General features: G+C 42.4%; 16 protein-coding genes. 9 read left to right on the forward strand and 7 right to left on the reverse strand.

Going from position 1 to position 18305, the window contains the following annotated elements:
* Positions 1 to 178 precede the first annotated feature (178 nt).
* Positions 179 to 2539 (forward strand): PhoX family protein, encoded by a 2361-nt coding sequence (locus HWQ37_RS16635; RefSeq protein ID WP_292748759.1) that lies wholly within the window; start codon positions 179 to 181, stop codon positions 2537 to 2539.
* Between the two features lie 57 nt (positions 2540 to 2596).
* Here the strand turns inward: HWQ37_RS16635 and HWQ37_RS16640 are convergent, their stop codons facing one another.
* Positions 2597 to 3157 (reverse strand): PEP-CTERM sorting domain-containing protein, encoded by a 561-nt coding sequence (locus HWQ37_RS16640; RefSeq protein WP_292748760.1) that lies wholly within the window; start codon positions 3155 to 3157, stop codon positions 2597 to 2599.
* Positions 3158 to 3410: 253 nt separating this feature from the next.
* Positions 3411 to 3671: a hypothetical protein gene (locus HWQ37_RS16645; RefSeq protein WP_292748761.1), complete on the reverse strand. Its 261-nt coding sequence runs from the start codon at positions 3669 to 3671 to the stop codon at positions 3411 to 3413.
* A gap of 601 nt (positions 3672 to 4272) precedes the next feature.
* On the opposite strand from HWQ37_RS16645, the gene HWQ37_RS16650 reads away from it, so the two are divergent.
* A complete protein-coding gene (locus tag HWQ37_RS16650) occupies positions 4273 to 6342 on the forward strand; it encodes a tetratricopeptide repeat protein (protein ID WP_292748763.1) in 2070 nt (689 codons plus the stop codon).
* A gap of 25 nt (positions 6343 to 6367) precedes the next feature.
* Here the strand turns inward: HWQ37_RS16650 and HWQ37_RS16655 are convergent, their stop codons facing one another.
* From HWQ37_RS16655 to HWQ37_RS16665, 3 genes are all read right to left on the reverse strand, one after another.
* On the reverse strand, positions 6368 to 7117 hold the full coding sequence (locus HWQ37_RS16655) for a hypothetical protein (RefSeq protein ID WP_292748766.1): 750 nt from the start codon (positions 7115 to 7117) through the stop codon (positions 6368 to 6370).
* Between the two features lie 131 nt (positions 7118 to 7248).
* On the reverse strand, positions 7249 to 8763 hold the full coding sequence (locus tag HWQ37_RS16660) for a DUF1565 domain-containing protein (protein ID WP_292748768.1): 1515 nt from the start codon (positions 8761 to 8763) through the stop codon (positions 7249 to 7251).
* A gap of 710 nt (positions 8764 to 9473) precedes the next feature.
* A complete protein-coding gene (locus HWQ37_RS16665; RefSeq protein WP_292748771.1) occupies positions 9474 to 10004 on the reverse strand; it encodes a pentapeptide repeat-containing protein in 531 nt (176 codons plus the stop codon).
* 566 nt (positions 10005 to 10570) lie between these two features.
* Here HWQ37_RS16665 and HWQ37_RS16670 point away from each other — a divergent pair.
* Positions 10571 to 12352 carry a serine/threonine-protein kinase gene (locus tag HWQ37_RS16670; RefSeq protein ID WP_292748774.1) on the forward strand — a complete coding sequence of 594 codons (1782 nt, stop codon included), beginning with the start codon at positions 10571 to 10573 and terminating at the stop codon, positions 12350 to 12352.
* Between the two features lie 10 nt (positions 12353 to 12362).
* On the opposite strand, the gene HWQ37_RS16675 is transcribed toward HWQ37_RS16670, so the two are convergent.
* Positions 12363 to 12662, reverse strand: a complete 300-nt coding sequence (locus tag HWQ37_RS16675; RefSeq protein WP_094333099.1) for a 30S ribosomal protein PSRP-3 — start codon at positions 12660 to 12662, stop codon at positions 12363 to 12365.
* 139 nt (positions 12663 to 12801) lie between these two features.
* Between HWQ37_RS16675 and HWQ37_RS16680 the strand changes: the two genes are divergently transcribed.
* Together HWQ37_RS16680 and HWQ37_RS16685 are read left to right on the forward strand one after the other, a co-directional pair.
* A complete protein-coding gene (locus HWQ37_RS16680; protein WP_292748778.1) occupies positions 12802 to 13272 on the forward strand; it encodes a DUF29 domain-containing protein in 471 nt (156 codons plus the stop codon).
* Positions 13273 to 13342: 70 nt separating this feature from the next.
* Positions 13343 to 13813, forward strand: coding sequence for a DUF29 domain-containing protein (locus HWQ37_RS16685; protein ID WP_292748780.1), 471 nt, complete (start codon positions 13343 to 13345; stop codon positions 13811 to 13813).
* On the opposite strand, the gene HWQ37_RS16690 is transcribed toward HWQ37_RS16685, so the two are convergent.
* On the reverse strand, positions 13808 to 14437 hold the full coding sequence (locus tag HWQ37_RS16690; RefSeq protein ID WP_292748782.1) for a TetR/AcrR family transcriptional regulator: 630 nt from the start codon (positions 14435 to 14437) through the stop codon (positions 13808 to 13810). The genes HWQ37_RS16685 and HWQ37_RS16690 overlap by 6 nt on opposite strands.
* Before the next feature lie 173 nt (positions 14438 to 14610).
* Between HWQ37_RS16690 and HWQ37_RS16695 the strand changes: the two genes are divergently transcribed.
* From HWQ37_RS16695 to HWQ37_RS16710, 4 genes are all read left to right on the forward strand, one after another.
* Entirely contained in the window at positions 14611 to 15885 is a 1275-nt protein-coding gene (locus tag HWQ37_RS16695; protein ID WP_292748784.1) for an NAD(P)/FAD-dependent oxidoreductase, read from the forward strand.
* Positions 15886 to 15935: 50 nt separating this feature from the next.
* The gene (locus HWQ37_RS16700) at positions 15936 to 16220 is read left to right on the forward strand and encodes a hypothetical protein (RefSeq protein WP_292748786.1); all 285 of its coding nucleotides are present in this window, start codon (positions 15936 to 15938) and stop codon (positions 16218 to 16220) included.
* 159 nt (positions 16221 to 16379) lie between these two features.
* Entirely contained in the window at positions 16380 to 17792 is a 1413-nt protein-coding gene (locus HWQ37_RS16705) for an efflux RND transporter periplasmic adaptor subunit (protein WP_292748788.1), read from the forward strand.
* Between the two features lie 192 nt (positions 17793 to 17984).
* Positions 17985 to 18305 (forward strand): efflux RND transporter permease subunit (locus HWQ37_RS16710; RefSeq protein ID WP_292748791.1); only part of this gene is annotated, 321 nt, incomplete at its 3' end.

Below are 18305 nucleotides of genomic sequence, written 5' to 3' on the forward strand. Positions count from 1 at the left end.
AAAACTGAAAATTTTTGTCTAGTTATGTAACCTAAATAGCAAACAACCCTTTGTTTAATAACAGGTTACTTACTACTCAAAGTCTATGGCATTTCACGTAAATAATTGATGGCTTTTTCTGTCAGTAATCAAGATTTGCCTTGATGAAATTTTTGGTGTCACAACAGAGGAAAGTTTAATGTCTCAATTAAGTCGCAGACAAATTTTAGTATTTTTTGCTGGCAGTGCTGGTGCGGCTGTCTTGGGAGAGACGATTATAGATGGTGTTTCTAATATTGCCGGAGCAAATAACAGGCCACTGAGCTTTACACCAGTGCGCTTACCCCATTCCCTACCTGTTTATAAACAGCAGAAAAGCTTCTTACCAACGGGAATCGGTCAGGGACAGGTAATTAATGGATCTGCAAATGCGAAGTTAAATAGCTACAACGTAGTTGATGATGTGGTAGTGCCACCAGAGTATGAACGCTATGTAATTATTAGCTGGGGCGATCGCGTTTTTCCCAACAAAGATGAATATTTCGGTTACAACAACGATTATACGGGTTTTATTCCTCTGGGCAGAACCAACGATGTCGGCTATTTGTGGGTGAATCACGAATATGTGAGTTTTCCGTTTTCCGATTTAGCACCAGAAGCCCCTGCTGATGTTAAAGGATTGCCTACCACCTTTGAATCAGTGATTGGCTGGGCTTTACCGACCACCAGAGGTATTGAATTTGACGGCGAAGTTCTATATAACTTAGGCGGTTCCATCGTCCGCATCTCCCGACGTAATTCCAGTAACCGTTATGCTGTGGTTAAAGGTGATGCGAAAAATCGCCGCCTTCATGGTCTTTCTGGGTTGGGAATTAATAGCCAAAGAAGTGATGAATATAAAAATGTCACTTCTTGGGGAAGTCGTAGCTACCAAAAAGGCGATCGAAACTATCTCATCGCCACTGGCCCAGCTGCAACTCAAGTATTTAACCTCTCCTCCGATGGATTAGGTAACAAAATTATTGGTACTGGATATAACTGTTCTGGCGGTACAACTCCTTGGGGAACTATTTTAAGTGGTGAAGAGAACTTTCAAGGAAGTGTAGGAGGTTTTGTTGGTGTTACAGAATCAGTTAACCCTAATGGGACTCAAACAGGTTACATCGATGGTACTACTGGTAAGACCTTCGGTTTAGTTGGTGAAAAATACGGTTGGGTTGTCGAAATTGACCCCGTTAATCCAAATTTCCGCCCTCGCAAGCATACTTCACTGGGTCGTTTCCGCCATGAAAATGTTGCCATCCGTGCCGAAGCTCAGAAGCCATTAATCGCCTACATGGGTGATGATAGACGTGGGGGACACACTTGGAAATTTATCAGTGCAGGTGTGATTTCTTCACCAAGCAGTAAAGCCAACAGCAGTTTATGGGAAAGTGGTACATTGTATGCCGCCCGTTACAATCCAGATGGTACGGGTCAATGGATACCGTTAAGTTTAAACAGTCCCACTAATCCCATTTCGCCATCGCTAATTTCTTCGGTGGAGTTTGCTGCTTTGGGTTCTGCTCAAAGAAATGGTCTTTTACCTCTACCAAAACGCAATGGGATTGCAGGTCAAACTACAGATGGTGGTTCCCTTGCAGTCGATCGCACCAATGAAGCAGAGAGACTACCTGCTTATCAAGGTAAAAAGCTATCTGACTTCTACACTTCTCAAGGTGCTATTCTTGCTGATGCCTTCTTAGCAGCAAATTTGGCTGGCGGAACACCCACCGCACGTCCAGAAGATATAGAAGTGCATCCAACCACCAAAGAAGTTTTCATTGCCTATACTGACGGTGCGCCAGGAGGCGACGGTTATCCAGATTCGCGCATTTTCCAGGTTGCCAAGTTGAGTAAAAATGTCAACGCAACGCAACAATCCGGGGGATTGTACAAGATTATTGAAGATAGTGCCGATGGTACTGGTCTAACTTTCCGTTGGCAAAGATTTGCTCAGGGTGGAGAAGCTGGATCAATTTCTGGTGCTGGTTTTGCCAATGTAGATAACCTAGTGTTCGACAATAAGGCAAATATTTGGGGGGTAACAGATATGTCTACCACCACTCACAATGGTTTTAATGTCGGTGCTGCTGGGACAGTAACTACCATCGACCATACAGCTAGTGGTAATGTTTCCAACTTTACCGGAGTTTTCGGTAATAACTGGCTATTCTACATTCCCACTACTGGGACTCATGCGGGAGAAGTAATACCCTTTGCTCAAGGGCCAGTGCGTTGTGAGATGACAGGGCCAACTTTTGTGGGAGATACGCTGATTATTTCGGTACAGCATCCCGGCGAAGATAGCCCAATTAACGATGGCACGATTCTGAGTCGTGAGATTGAATTACTGGATTTGAATGGTGTTACATTCAATCAGGCTCGGACTGTGCCTCGTGGTAGTAGTTGGCCAAGCAACATCCCAATTGCTGACGGTGGAAAGGGTCAACCTAGAAGTCTTCCCAAACCATCTGTAATTGGTATCAAACGCAAGAATCCTACTGGCAATTTTACTTAACTATGTGTGTAGAGACGTTAAATAATAACGTCTCTAGATTAATTTTAAGTAGGACTATTAATTTGTTACTCTAGATAGTTTTTTCTTGCGTTTCATCCCTAACGCTATAGTACTAGCGATCGCTATACCACCAAGAGTCATTGGTTCGGGTACGGTGGTACTCTTAGAGTAAGTTACCGTACCCACCTCTGTTGTAGACAATAAGTCAGCACTTAGAATGCTATAAAACTTTGTTCCTCCTGTATTTGGATTAACTGGATCGTTACCAATGAAAAACCGATCTTCAACTAAATAGCTCAATCTTGACAGGTTGCCATTTGTGAAGCTGACTACAGGAGATGACGGGTAATCGAAATCACTTGCCTCTGTATACTGAGTACCTAAGTAGTCAAACAAAATAGATAATCCATTGTTAACGCCTAGAGTTTCCTCGCCTAACCCGGTTAAGGTTGAGTCATCATACCGAAAAGAGCCAAAATACTGACCGGGATTGCTACCAGATGTTGCATTCACGGTGAAACCATAATTAACTAAGGCCGCTTGCGTCGGTTTAGGGACAGCAGCAACCGAGACAGCAACAGCAAAAGCAGCAATGCTAATATTTTTAGCTAATTTCATCAGAAAACGCTCCGAAGCTCAAAAATGAATAATTCTGTAATTTAACTTAAATAAACTTTTAACCTATGTATATAGGTTAAGAAATAATAAACAAAAGATGATCGTGGTTAAATCTTTAAGTTTTTCAGCTATATATAAATTTTGTGTAAATTTATTTCAATGTGAAAAATTAGATCCTCGACTTCTTGAAGAGTCGGGGATCTGGACACCGCGCATTTTCACATCTAATTTAGAACTACCATACTTGCTAAAATCAAGCATGGAGATTTGCTTGTTCCTGCAACCACGGATCTATAGGTTGTCCATCTTTGCGACGTAATTCAATTTCCACTACCATCACTTCTTTGGAACCAGGAGGCGCGGGTTTTTTATGGAAAATAATATCATAATCTTCGGGATTGTGTTTATGTTCTTTCAACCATTCCTGTACCTTGGTTGTGGCAAAAAATGATTGCCCTTGCTCAAACATTCGGGTAATCTGCAATTGCAGTGTATAAGGATTTATCCGACTCATTTTCTACCGCCTTTGTTAAGTTAATTTTAGGGTAAGCAAATTACCTATCCTAGATAATCTTAATGTTAATGCGAAGTACTCACACCTGACACTTCGCGTATAGGTAGAACTTCCAGTTTCAACGCCTTGTTATCTGTATGAACAATGTCCGAACCTTGTTCGTTTGCAATCTCTCTTCCACTGGTTGATAAATTATTATTTGTACTGCTTGACTTTCACCATCTTTAGCAGTGGTTACAACTTAGAATGTTATAGTAGTACCTCACAAAAATTGTCACAAACTTGACTGCAATCTACCACTAAAGTTGTACGTACACTAATACCAATTCTGTATGAAGATGCGCCCATAGTACAAGAAATAAAGAACGAACCGCCAAGTACGCCAAGTACGCCATCGCGTAGCGTCTCGTAGAGAAGAAAGAAGAAATTAAGAGATTTGGCGCGGATTGACAAAGAAATGCTATAAGGACGAGGAAACGGATTAGTTAAGGATTGTTCAGAATTTTACACTGCTTCTACAACATTTAACCACTTAATTCTGTTATAGATTGGAGAGAGGCGCGTCGCTTCAAAAACTGACCAACAGACTGAGATCGTTGTTATGCAGAGCAAAAATCAAGCTGTTTTCGCTTTAATTCTAAAAAGCACTATTGTATTTTTACCCTTACTGTTATCCGTTGGAATTGCCAGTGGACAATCTGCACCATCACCCAATCCAGCACTAACTCCGACTCCGGTGTTATCGAGTCCAGAACGGGAAGAATTAGCACGACTGCGATCGGAAAAGCGAATTCAACAGCAAGTCCAGTCTGATTTTAAGAGTACTTTTAGTCGTACAACTATTTTACTTGATGTTTGGCTAGTTATATTAAGTCTCTTTCCAATCGCAGTCATTGCTTTATTATGGTTGCTGCGACGGGTGATAATCCGAGAAATTGTTGACAGGGCAATGCAACAAGTAGAGGGAATGGAAAAATTACAAAATCAGCTAACCACCGTTAAACAAGAAGCTGAAAATGTTATTCAAGATGCGAAAAAAATAAATTATGAATTAGAACAGGAAACGACTGCTTTACAACAAAAAATTAAAAATGAACAAGAAAATGTATCTATTCTGATATCAGATATAGATTTAGCTAAAGCGCAGGTATTAAGTAGATTAGAAGCTGAACTAAAAAAATCTCAAGAAAATATAGAAAATTTAGAGTCAAAATTTGCTTCGGGGTTATCTAAGTTAGAGTTTGATGCTCAACAACAAAAAGATATAGCACTGGAGAATTTAGGAAAATTAGCATCTGCGATCGCAGATGAATTATCTAAGTTAAAGTTAGGTGTGCAACAACAGCAAGAACTAGCTGTTGCTGATTTAGAAATATCAAAATCTGAGTTCACATCTCAACTTTCGGAATTACAGGTTGATACTCAACAACAAAAAGATATAATTTTTGAAAGTTTAACAAAATTACAATCAGAATTTGTAGAAAAATTATCCGAATTACAGGTTGATGCTCAAACGCAAAAAGAGATTGTAGTTGATAATTTAGGCGTATTTGACCGAGAATTCAAATCTCAATTATCGGAATTGCAACTCGATGCTCAAGAGCAAAAAAGTAAAATTATTACTAGTTTAGCAGCATTGCAGTCAGAATTTAAATTGCAATTATCGGAATTGCAACTCGATGCTCAAAAATGCAAAGAGTTAATCATTGAGAATTTAGAAAAATCTGGTTCGGAGTTTAGTTCGCAATTTTCAGAATTGCAATGGAATGCTCAACAACAAAAGATTCTAATTTTAGAGAAGTTAGAAAGATTAGAAACGGAGTTTGTCTCTCAACTCTCTGAGTTACAATTGGATGCCCAAGAAAGAAAGGATCTGATTCTTCAAGAACTAACTGAAATTACGCCGGAATCGATTTTAGAGGTGGTGAATTTTGAAGTTGAGGAAGAAATACAGGAACAGCCAGAACAACCAAAAATCAGTGCTGATGAGTATGTAAAACAGGGAGACGATCTGTTTTCTCAAAGGCGCTATGAAGATGCGATCGCAGCTTACAACCAAGCCGTTAAAATCCAACCCGATCAACCTGTAACTTGGTTAAAACGTGGTCTAACTCTGGCAAGATTGAAACGCTACAAAGATGCGATCGCGTCTTATGATAAGGCGATTGCGATTCAACCAGATTATCATCAAGCTTGGTGCGATCGCGGCGTTGCTTTGGGTAACTTAGAACAGCATCAACAAGCCTTTGCCTCATTTGAAAAAGCTACACAAATCAAACCTGACGATGCCATTGCCTGGTTAAACTGCGGTCTTTCTCTAGTAGCATTAGAACAATACGAAGAGGCAATCATATCCTTTGATAAAGCCTTAGAATTCCAACCCAATTCTCCCAAAATCTGGGATAAACGCGGTTATACTTTGGTAATATTGGGGCGCGATGATGAAGCGATCGCTAGTTTTAACAAAGCCTTAGAAATTAAACCAGATTATGCCAGTGCCTATTACAACAAAGCAGCCTGTTACGCACTGCAAAGACAAATTGACCGATCTCTATTAACTCTACAACAAGCAATTGAACTTAATCCCAGGTATAAAGAAGACGCAGCAACTGACCTAGATTTTGATGATATTGCTGATGATGAGCGCTTTAAACAGTTGGTTGCAGAATGAAATGTCATTTGTCATTTGTCATTTGTTATTCTCCCCCTGCTCCCCTGCTCCCTTGCTCCCCAGACATAGCTTTGAGTTTAGATGTAAAAGAATCAGAGCGATCGCTTTTTTCGGGAGTAAATTGCCCGATTGGGGCATGAATAGCAGCAGGTGGGAGTAGTTTCGGTTGTCGTTGACGATGGTTTGGCGCTGGACTTTCTGGTGCAGTTTGTCTTTGGCTGATAGCAGATGAACGCTCAAGGGTTGCTGAAGAGGCAAATTTCCCAGAAAGCGGAGACTTCAAGACGGTTTTTTTGTCTCTATCTTCCTGCTTCCCCTCTTCTTCACTTAAAGATGTCTTTGGTTCATAACTTTTTAGTTGAAGAGTTGCAGTATTGCCGTATTGATAGCTGTTGTGAGTCTTAGCTGGCGGTAATTGAGGACTCGTCACTTTCTCGACAGTAGAGTTTTTCTTGGCTGGCGGTAGGGCTGGTGCAGCCAATGAGGTTAAGCTTTGAGGAAATTTGCTACAAACCATCCGTTCAAATTCCATGTTGAAATGATATGTAGCCTGATCCCGGCGCTGCCAAAATATTAAAATTTGCTGCACGGAAACCGCTTTATAACGACCTTGATATAGTGCCTCAATCACTGCCAGGTGTAGCCAATTTAGTGGGTACTGCGTTTGCCAACGCTCAACTAGCTCATTGGCACTATACCCATTGAGATCGAAACTATAGTTAATTAATAAGGCGATCGCCAAGTTTGCAGAAGTATCTGGAAGTGTTGTTAACATGGGGCTATTAGTTTTAGGCAATAGGTCTAAGATTTGTCACCCACCGCATATTAGCCTAACGTGCTTTTAACTACATAGTTTTTTTTTCCATGAGTTACCAAGCCGATAGGCAGTGTTCCTTATTCTACTTGTCAACTTCTAGAATGCAACCCTACATAGGCTGATTTAATCGCAGATGTTCGCCCAATGGCAACTAATGCCTGATAAACCATCGCTGCAACTTCGGCGCGTGTTGCCGGACGTGAAGATGCAAGTACTTTTGGATCTGGATAGTTGACAACTATTCCCCGTTGTGTAGCAGTAGCAACGGCTTTTCGGGCAGAGTCGGGAATGGTATGACGATCGCTATATACTTCTAAAACATCGCTATCAACAGCTGGTAATCCCAGTCCGTTTACTAGAGAGACAATCACCTGTAGGCGTTGCACACTTTGATCGGGGCGGAAAGTGCGATCGCTAAATCCGCCAACGAAGCCACCGCTAGCCGCGATTTGGATAGCGCTATAAGCCCAAAAATCCTTGGGTACATCCGTAAAATCAGGTGTCGAGATTTTCGGAAATGGATTAAATGCGATCGCCACCAAAGCTGCATACTGGGCGCGAGTCATAAGTTTATCTGGCTGGTAGCTACCATCGGCAAAAGCATGAGTTAAATCCATCCTCGCTAATGCCTGAATAAATGATTTTGCCCAATGTCCATCTAGTTCCAGAGATGGGGATTCTGTCAGAGCGGCAGAGTCACTGGTGTTAACCGCAACTCGATTGCTGGGAATTAATTCGACCCAGCCCTTGACTAGAGCCGGATTTAATTGATTACCTACGGAAACTAGTTTTTGTGTAGTAGCATTATGTAAATCAAATTCACCATGATCGCGAAAAATATTATCAGCAGAATCTTGGATATTACCTAAATCGGGAACTGCATTGCCATTGACTAATAAACCACCTTGGGTATTTTTCGCAATGAGATTTTGACGCAGTACAGGTTGGGCGTTGCGAGAAAGTGCGATCGCTGTGCGATTTTCTGATAATTTATTATTAGCGATCGTCGGAGCGGCAAAGTCACTAATTGCTATCCCTAAAGGGTTTCTTTGAAATACATTCCGCAGTACTTCTCCCTGGCTATGACCTGCCATCACTAACCCGCTAGCAGTATTTTGCACAAATATATTATCTAAAATTGCGGGTTTAGCAGTCCCAGTGGTAAACACACCTTCCCGCCCACAGTTGCTCAGAGTATTGTTACTTAGAGTAGGTGCAGCCGATTCAATCCAGATACCAGTACCTTTGGCTGAAGGATTGGTGACAGTTACACCTAAAAGACTGGCATTATCTACCAAAAGCAGCGTTATATTTTGTATACCAAAACTGGGACTTTGAAACTCGCCACTCCCAAAAATTACAATCCCTGCACCTTTGTTAGCTTCATTACCCAGCACTGTCGTCCCTCCAGGGACAATCAGTGGAAACACCTCACCATTAGCAGCGCTGTAATTTCCCGACTCCAGATGAATTATCGTCGGGATTTTAATTACTTTTAAAGCACGGGTGAGGCTTTTAAACGGATTCAACCGTGAACCAGTATTGGTATCATTCCCTGTCATAGGGTTGACATAGAGTGTGACAACGAGGGTAGAGTTCACCATTGATAGTTGAGAGTCAGTTGTTTTAATTATGACAATCTTAAATAACAATACTTGTAGCAAACTTTTTCACAGTAATATCCTTGTGTATAAAAAATATATCCACGTGACTTTTTCTGACAAGCAGATCGTGTGTACACACAAGTTATAGACTCTTATGCAACATTACAAATTCTCATCTTAATTGCATTGTCATCCGAAACAATGCCATTGTCAGCCGAAACAATGCCATTGTCAGTCAAAACAATCGCATTGTCAGTCAAAACAAAGCCATTGCAACTCCAAAAGACTTGTGTGTAAAGTGTAGCGCCTGTAGGAGGGAGATTAAGAGGGGACAGTGCGATATTCTCCCTAGTACTAGTACAGCACGCCGGAAGTAAACCACCTATTTCAAATCTATGAAACGCTTACGCTGTATTCATTTTTAATTTTTAATTTTTAATTTTTAATTCCGCCTTGCGGTACTAGCCCTTTCAAGGTGGGTAAAAATTTTGTTCAAAAAATTTCTCTTTCATCTCTTACCTCTGTGTTCTCTGCGCATCTGTGGTTAGATAAATTACTTTGAAACCGCAGATTCACAGAGAACACAGAGAAAAAAAGAGATTTTTCAAGTCACCTTGAAAGGGCTGCTCCCTAGTACTTACGCATTGACAGACATAACCAAATATGCATTATCTCTCGTTACAGGGCTGCTGCTCTGTATAGAAACGAGATTAAACATTCTCATCCAGAATAGTTCCTTCTATATTGGCTCCATCCAAATTTGCTCCGCTTAAATTTGTCTGGCTCAAATCTGCTTCAGTGAGATTTGCCTGGGATAAGTCAGCTACGGTTAAATCTGCACCACTTAAATCGGCTCCATCCAGATTCGCCGCTATCAAGCTTGCTTCCTGCAAATCCGCTTCATTCAATTTAGTTTCAATCAATTTAGCAACCGTCAAATCAGCGTGACTCAAATTAGCTCCTTCCATTGCTGCTTCATCCAAGATTGCTCCATCCAAAATAGCTCCGCTTAAGTTGCTACCACTGAGATTGGCATTGCTCAAATCTGCTCCATTTAAATCTGCTTCAATCAAACTGGCGTGAGCTAAATTAGCGTGACTCAGATTAGCTCCATCTAAAATTGCTCGATCTAAAATTATGCCACTGAGATTGGCTTCCCTTAAGTTGGCCTCGCTCAAGTTGACACCAGTAAAGTCTCTGACACCTGCGGCATAGTTTTTCAGGAGTTGATCTGCTTTCATATCTGTCGCTGTGCTAAGGAACGTTTAATTAATTCGTAATTCGTAATGACGCTCTCTACGAGACGCTAAAAGGTACGCGGAGTCGCTACCGCTACGCTAACGTAATTCGTAATTTTTGAGTGTAATTGACCTTTGTGTATACGTGGCTTGTTTCAGTTTGGGTTTAAATAAGAGTCTGAAACAGTCTTTAATTGAGAATTACGTTAGCGCAGTAGTAAGGAGGCCGCAAGCGTCATTCTCAATTACAAACAAAGAATTTTGGACTATCCAGACAGGCATTAAAATCCCCAGCACGCGCCACCAAGGATTAGTGTGATGAATCAAACTAGAATGGATATTGAATCACATTTGTCTACAGTAGCTATTTTTAACTGCTGGCGCTACTACCTAGAGTTGTGAGTTAATTTCAGACTTGAGAGGGATGGTCGGAGACTGGGAACGAGACAATAATCTAAATTTTCTTGTGGGATGGCTGTCCTCACCCGTCCTACACGATTGTGCAGGATGCCCACCCCCCCAAGATAGATAATTTATTTATTGGATAGTCCTTAACTGGAAGGAAAATTTTGCTTTTACAAGAACGTTATCGTTTAATCAAGCAGATTGGTAAAGGGGGATTTTGTAAAACCTTCCTCGCTGTAGATGAGGGTGAGTTTCCTCCGGTTCCTTGCGTTGTTCAAGAATTCTCGCAGGAAGACGAAACATTTAAAAATTTTCAGCAAAAGGCGCAAAAGTTAGAGGAATTAGGAAAGCATCCCCAAATTCCCGCCTTATTAAATTATTTTCAGCATAACGGGCATTTTTATTTAGTGCAGGAGTTTATTACAGGAACTAATTTAGCTCAGGTGGTTGAAGAAGAAGGCGCTTTTAATGAAACTCAAATTTGGCAACTTTTAGAAGATGTGTTGCCAGTTTTTCAGTTTATTAGCGATCGCCAAATCATCCACCGCGATATCAAACCCCAAAATATCATCCGCAGATCCCCAATTACCAAGAAGGGGGATTTCGTTATAGTCGATTTTTCCACTGCGAAAATCGTCACTGAAATCGATCGGCTAACATCTGAAACCAGTATTGGCAGTCCAGAATATATAGCACCAGAGCAAACGAAGGGAAAAGCCGTTTTTGCTAGTGACTTATATAGCTTGGGTGTCACTTGTATTTACTTACTTACTCAGATTCCTCCCTTCGATTTATTTGATATTGCAAATGATTGCTGGGTTTGGCAACAATATCTGACTACAAAGGTAAGCGATGTCTGGCGACAAGACTCAAAGAATCTACGCTTGGCGCAAATTCTCGACAAGCTGCTGCAAAATGCTGTTAACCGTCGCTTTCAATCAGGCGATGAAGTTATGCAAGCAATGGGTATAGAATGTAAAACTGAAAATTTGAAATTACCAAATTCTCCTTGGCGATGCTTCCATACCCTGAGTGGAAATTCTGGTGTGTTGAGTAGGGTGAATACCATTGCCATCAGTCCTGACGGTTACACTTTAGCTAGTGGTAGTGATGACAAAAACATTAATTTGTGGGATTTAAATAACAAAAAAATCCTAGCTAGCTTATCAGGACATTCCCAAGCGGTAAAATCAGTTGCCTTCAGTCCTGATGGTCAAATTTTGGCAACTGCTAGCGACGATAAAACTATCAAATTATGGGAGGTTGAAACATTAAAGGAAATCTGCACCCTCTTGGGACACTCACACGCGGTAAAATCAGTTGCTTTCAGTCCTGATGGGCAGATTCTTGCTAGTGGTAGCTGGGATAAGACAGTCAAACTTTGGGATGTAAATACTGGCAGAGAAATTAGCACCATAACTGGACACCAATTACAGGTAAATTCAGTAGCATTTAGTCCCCAAGGACAGCTTTTAGCTAGCGCTAGTTATGACAGAACAATTCGCTTGTGGAAGATAGAAGGTTCGCCAAGAGAACTTCAAAACCGCCCATGCTATAGCTTGTTAAGCACCCTTTCGGGTCATGCATGGGCGGTTTTGACAGTCGCTTTTAGTCCCGATGGTCAAATTTTGGCGACGGGTAGTGATGATAACACCATTAAATTGTGGGAGGTAAACACTGGTCAGCTAATTTGCACACTAGTAGGCCATTCCTGGTCTGTGGTGGCTGTGGCTTTTACTGCCGATGGCGAAACGCTCCTAAGTGCAAGTTGCGATAAAACAGTTAAACTTTGGAGGGTAAGCACAGCAGAAGAGATTGTTACTCTCTCTGGTCATGTAGACTCAGTATCTGCTGTTGCTGTGAGCCAAGTTACACAATTAATTGCAAGTGGCAGCCGAGACAAGACTATCAAACTGTGGCAGCTTGTAGAACAGGACAATAGCTAATTTTGTAATATCAAGCGCTACCTGTAAAGGCAACTTCAGGAAATTTCAACTGAGCTTCTGCCATTGGACGGTTTCTGCCTTCCTCTTGCCAGTAGTTAATCACTTCTGTCGCTTTGTTAAGCAACTCAACACGATCCAGGTCAGTAATCCAATGTTTGGACTCTAATTCCTTTTTTAACTCTTCCCAGGCATCATTTCTGGGCCAAAAAAAGTACTTAGTCAAGGGACTAGTGCCTTTGCCTACAACTTGATCGACTGCGAGAGCAACGTTTTCGTCTAACCAGAGAATTTTCAAAATAAACTTGGTCAATCACACCTCCGGGAATTTCCGGGCATTATTTAACTAGGATAGCGATCGCTTATTTTAACGCAATACTCAATCAAATGACCAAACAGCGATCGAGAATGGTCTACCATAAGGTTTAGTCGGCGCTAACTAAAAAATGCTTATGACTGCTCAACTGCCCCAATCTCAAACAACATCTGGTTCAGATTTGTATGAGCAAGACTTTTACCTGTGGATTCAAACCACCGCAGAATTGCTCAAACAAGGTCGGCTCACAGAACTGGATTTAGAGAATTTGATTGAAGAAATTGAAACGATGGGCAGAAGTGAAAAGAAAGCACTCAGAAGCAATTTGGAAGTGGTGCTGATGCATCTATTGAAGTATAAATATCAAGCCGAGAAGCGCTCTGGTAGTTGGCGAGCAACTATTCGGGAGCATCGCAAGCGCATCAGACAAGCTCTAGAAGAAAGTCCTAGCCTTAAACCCTATTTTGATCAGGTTTTCGGGCTGTGTTATGACGATGCTAGACTCTTGGCTGCCGATGAAACTGAATTGGATGTAACTATCTTCCCGGAACAATCTCCCTTCACTCCAGAACAAGCCCTCAACCCCGATTTTTTACCGGAGTCATAATCTCACCCTGACCTAGAAGATTTTGCTGTTAATTTTGAATTTTTAATTTTTTAATTCGGAGCGAAGCGACGTGACTGCCCAACTGCCCCAATCTCAAACGATATCTGGTTCAGATTTGTATGAGCAAGATTTTTACCTGTGGATTCAAACCACAGCAGAATTGCTCAAACAAGGTCGGCTCACAGAACTGGATTTAGAGAATCTGATTGAAGAAATTGAAACAATGGGCAGAAGTGAAAAGCGGGCTTTGGAGAGCAATCTGGAAGTGTTGCTGATGCATCTGCTGAAATACCAAATTCAAACTGAAAGACGCTCAAAAAGTTGGCAGTACACAATATTGGAACACCGTAGACGAGTCCAAAAGGCACTCCTGGAAAGTCCGAGTTTGAAACCTCACTTCGATCAGGTTTTTGAGGAAAGCTATCAAACCGCTAGACGACTGGCTGTAATTGAAACTGGATTAGACATCGCTACTTTCCCAGAAAAATCTCTCTTCACGCCAGAGCAAGCCCTCGACTCCGATTTTTTGCCGCAGTCATAATCTGACGCTCTTACTTGGATGAATAATCAGTGAAAGCAAGCTATCGATAAAGCGATCGCCTTCTATTGGTATAATATCTGCACCATGCAGTAAGTTTCGCGTAGTCACAATATGCAGTAGCGTTCCGATAAACATTCTAGCTGCAACTTCTGGGTCGGCAATCTGAAGTTTAGGATGAGTTGCAAAGTATTGGGTTATAAAGTCAAGATTTGGTTTCTCAACATTTTGGATAAAAGCGCGCCCTAGTTCTGGAAAGCGACCTGATTCACCAATGACGATTCGGAAAAGTGCTATATCTTGTGGGTTATCAGCAGCACAGTTAAGCATTTTAATAGCATGACGTTTCAAGAATACAACGGGTTCTTCTTGGGATGAGGGGAAATCTTGTTGCTCAAAAAAGTTTACTTTCTCTGCCATTCGTTGAATTAGGGCAGTAAATAATGTCTCCTTATCGGCAAAACGTCGGTAAACTGTGGCTTTAGAAACCCCTGCGGCTGCCACAATTTTATCGATCCTGGCTCCTGCATAGCCATGCTCTATAAATTCCTGCATCGCTCCCCGCAGGATAGCTTCGGTTTTTTCTGAAGATAACTCCCGTTCTGCACTCTTAACAAAGTTGCTCATCACTCAATTTTCCCGGTTTGTTCGGCATCCACTAATACTATTGACTGATTTCCATCATATCCTATTGACAAGACGAAACAGTTTTGTTTTACTTAGTTTTATCTCAAACGAAACTGTTTCGTTTTACGCGATGCGATGAAAAGGTCATAAAGCTGCAAAAGGGAGGTTGAAGTATGCGATCGCTAGCACACATTGATCAAACAAACGATCCTCTGCCAATTGTGATTTTAGGGGGTGGTTTTGCCGGATTGTTTGCAGCACTCCATCTGCGAGATTTACATTCCGGCCCGATTATTTTGATTGACCAATCGTGGAGTTTTGTTTTTAAGCCACTATTGTATGAACTACTTACTAGCGAAGTCAAGCTAGAGTTAATCTCTCCCCGCTACGATGAATTGTTGCACAACAGTGGTATTACCTTTGTACTTGGTACAGTAGAAGCCATCGATCTGGAGCAAAAGCAGGTAAAGCTCAACTCTGGCTTAAAGTATTCCTACCGTCATTTAGTACTGGCATTAGGCAGCACTACAAGCTACCTTGGCATACCTGGGGCAAAAGAACACGCGCTATCATTCCGCACAGGCTATGATGTGTTTGCGTTAGGACAGCACTTACGAAACCGCTTGCAGATTGCAACTCAAACCGAAGATATAGAGGAACGCCGTGCTTTGCTGACAGTGGCCATTGTGGGTGGTGGCGCATCTGGGGTGGAAATGGCAGCAACGCTAGCGGATTTACTGCCAACTTGGTACATTCCTTTAGGCGGGAACCCCCAGGACATTCAGATTGTAATTTTACAGCGTGGTTCCGAGATTCTTAAAGAATCCACAAGCGATCGCCTCCGTGAAACTGCACAGTTAGAGCTACAACAGCGAACCGTCTCTGTCGGAGTGTTGTTAGAATCTGAGGTCAAAGCGATTCATCCGGGAGTTGTAGAATTTGAACGCAGTGGACAGCTAGAGAGATTAGCCGCCGCGACAGTAGTGTGGACAACTGGGAACGCAACGCATCCAGTGATTGACTCGCTAGCGATCGCGCCTGAAAACCGAGATAAACATAAGCGCCTCCTAGTTAAACCGACGCTGCAACTGCCAGATTTTCCCGAAGTGTTTGCGGGGGGAGACTGTGCCATCGAACCGTTGAATCCCCAACCTGCTACCGCTCAGGTTGCCTATCAACAAGGAGCTGCGATCGCTCATAATATTAAGGCGCTGATTAACGGGAAATCTCCTACCCCTGCAACGGTTAATCTGCGGGGTACGTTGATGAAATTGGGAATGCACGAGAGTGCTGTAGAAATCTTCGATCGCTACGAAATCAAAGGCCAGTTAGGTCAGGCAATTCGCCTAGCAACCTATCTCGAACTCATGCCGACTCCAGCCCGTAACTTTGTCAACCGGACGGGATGGTTTACTGAAGAGATTTTGAAGCAGATTGCTCGTGTATAAAGCAAACTTCAGCCTTTGGTAAGACTAATTATTAAAAGAAGAATAGTAATATGAACGGGTTCTCTCTAGCTGACCTCACAGCACAGCCTCAACTAGTAGCTCCAGTTATTCAACAACTCGAACAAGTCAAACTCACCTACACACAAGACCAGATTGATAGTTTGTCTGGAAACCTTTTGTTTGTAGCTTGTCTTTGTATTGTAGCAGGTTCCTTCTCTATGGGAGTTGTGGTTGGAAGACGGCATACAAGACACCACCAACTAATAGCAATTCGGCTGCGGCAAATTCAAACCTTAGAAAGAATTTGGCAAATGACTACTAAACGCAGAGATTAAACTGCCAATATTTTTTACATCATTCCTAGTAAAAATCATCGAAAACTTCAGTGCTTTAGGTGAAAAAGTAATTGAATTTATACCACTTTTAAAAATGTTTAAGAAAGATTCAAATCTGCAAACCTAGATTTAACAAATACCAAGGGAGTTAAATATCTTATGTCACCCGATCGCCCAATTAAATCTGCATCTTCCGAGCCAACTGCTGATCTAAAAAACACTGCTGTAAACGGCTCTAGTGCAGTCTTAGCACCAGAATCTACCGAGCCGATTAGTACTGAGGAAACTGCTTCTAAACGCCCTCCACAGCGCAAGAGATGGCTTTGGGTCATACTGGCTGTTCTGCTGATTGGGGGTGGGGGCTTTGTGGGCTGGAAATTATTAGGCAAGCGAGAAGCCCCGCCACCACCACCACCGCCTCTGCCCGTGAAGGTGCAGACTCTTGAATCAAGTCAAGTACAATCGACCTCTGACTTTGTTGGCACATTAGAAGCCCAAGAGCGCGTTTCGCTTCAGCCGCAAGTTCAGGGGCGAATCGAACGCATATTTGTATCTAGTGGCGATCGCGTCACCGAAGGAACCCCAATTGTCTCTCTAAGTTTAGATCAGACTACAGCCAATATCTCCAGCGCTGTTGCTGTGGTTAACTCCAATCGGGCGGCTGTAACAACCGCCCAGGCACAGCTAGAAGCCAAACGAGCCGATGAAGTCAAAGCAGCCGCAGATGTGAAATTACAGCAAGTGCAGTTCCAGCGAACCAAGGTGCTGGTAACTGAAGGCGCACAGGCAAAGCAAGAACTGGATATTGCTAAAAATAACTTAGATGCAGCGATCGCCACCCTAAATGCTGCCAAAAAGCAGGTAAATGCCGGACAAGCAAGTATTAATCAGGCACTATCGAACGTGCAGCAAGCCCAGGCTCAAGTTGCCTCAAGTCAAGTTAATCTGAAGCAGAAGCAAGTGGTTGCACCGCTTGATGGGATTGTTGGCGATTTCTCCGTCAAAGTGGGCGATTATGTGAATACTGGCGGCAACTTGACCACAATTACCAAAAACGATCTTTTGGATATGCGAATTTTGGTGCCGTCTAACAATGCTGCCCAATTGCGTCGGGGATTAGCTGTGGAGCTACTGGATACCAATACAGGTAAGCGTTTAACCATCGGCAGTATTAACTTTATTGCGCCACAAGTGAATACAGCTGCCCAATCTATCTTAGTCAAAGCTCGATTTACTAATGCAAATGGCAAATTGCGGGATGGGCAATATGTCCGCGCCCGGATTATCTGGAGCCAGCAGGCGGGGATTTTGATTCCGATTCAAGTGGTGAATCGCATTGGGGGACAGAGTTTTGTCTATGTGGTGGAAGAAGACAAGTCAAAGAAAAAGGTGGTGGAAGAAGACAAGTCAAAACAAAAACCGCGATTCGTCGTACATCAAAAACCTGTGAAATTGGGTGAAGTGCAAAACGATCGCTATCCGATTTTAGAGGGAATTAAACCAGGCGATCGCATAGCGGTGTCTAACATTCTCAAACTGCGAGATGGCGCACCCGTCCAACCACAACCTTAGTTTAAACGCATAGGCGTTTCGCCTTCCCGCAGGGTAGGGGCGCAGAGGTAAACGCAGAGGGACGCGAAGAATTAAGAAATGTTGTACTTATCTCTATGAAGATGCGCCTAATTATTAAAAAACCTCTGCGTCCCTTTGCGCTAACCTCCGCGTACCTTTGCGTTAAAAAAACGATATTAGGAATATATCATCATGTCGATCGCAGACCCCTTTATCAAGCGACCTGTTTTATCAACAGTTTGCACCCTCTTAATCTTGCTAATCGGTGGCATCTGTATTCCCTTGCTGCCGATTAACAACTTACCAGAAATTGCACCGATTCAGGTACAAACTACCAGCACCTATATTGGCGCAGATGCCCAAACCGTTGAAGACACCGTATCAACCTTGGTTGAGCGGCAAGTAAACGGGGTTGAGGGGATGCAGTACATGACTTCAAGCAGTGGTAACGACGGCTCCAGCACCATTTCAACTCAGTTTGACCCAACGAGTAACCGTAACATTAACCAAGTT

It is taken from the genome of Nostoc sp. NMS4, from assembly GCF_017115095.1.
Taxonomy (GTDB): Bacteria; Cyanobacteriota; Cyanobacteriia; order Cyanobacteriales; family Nostocaceae; genus Nostoc.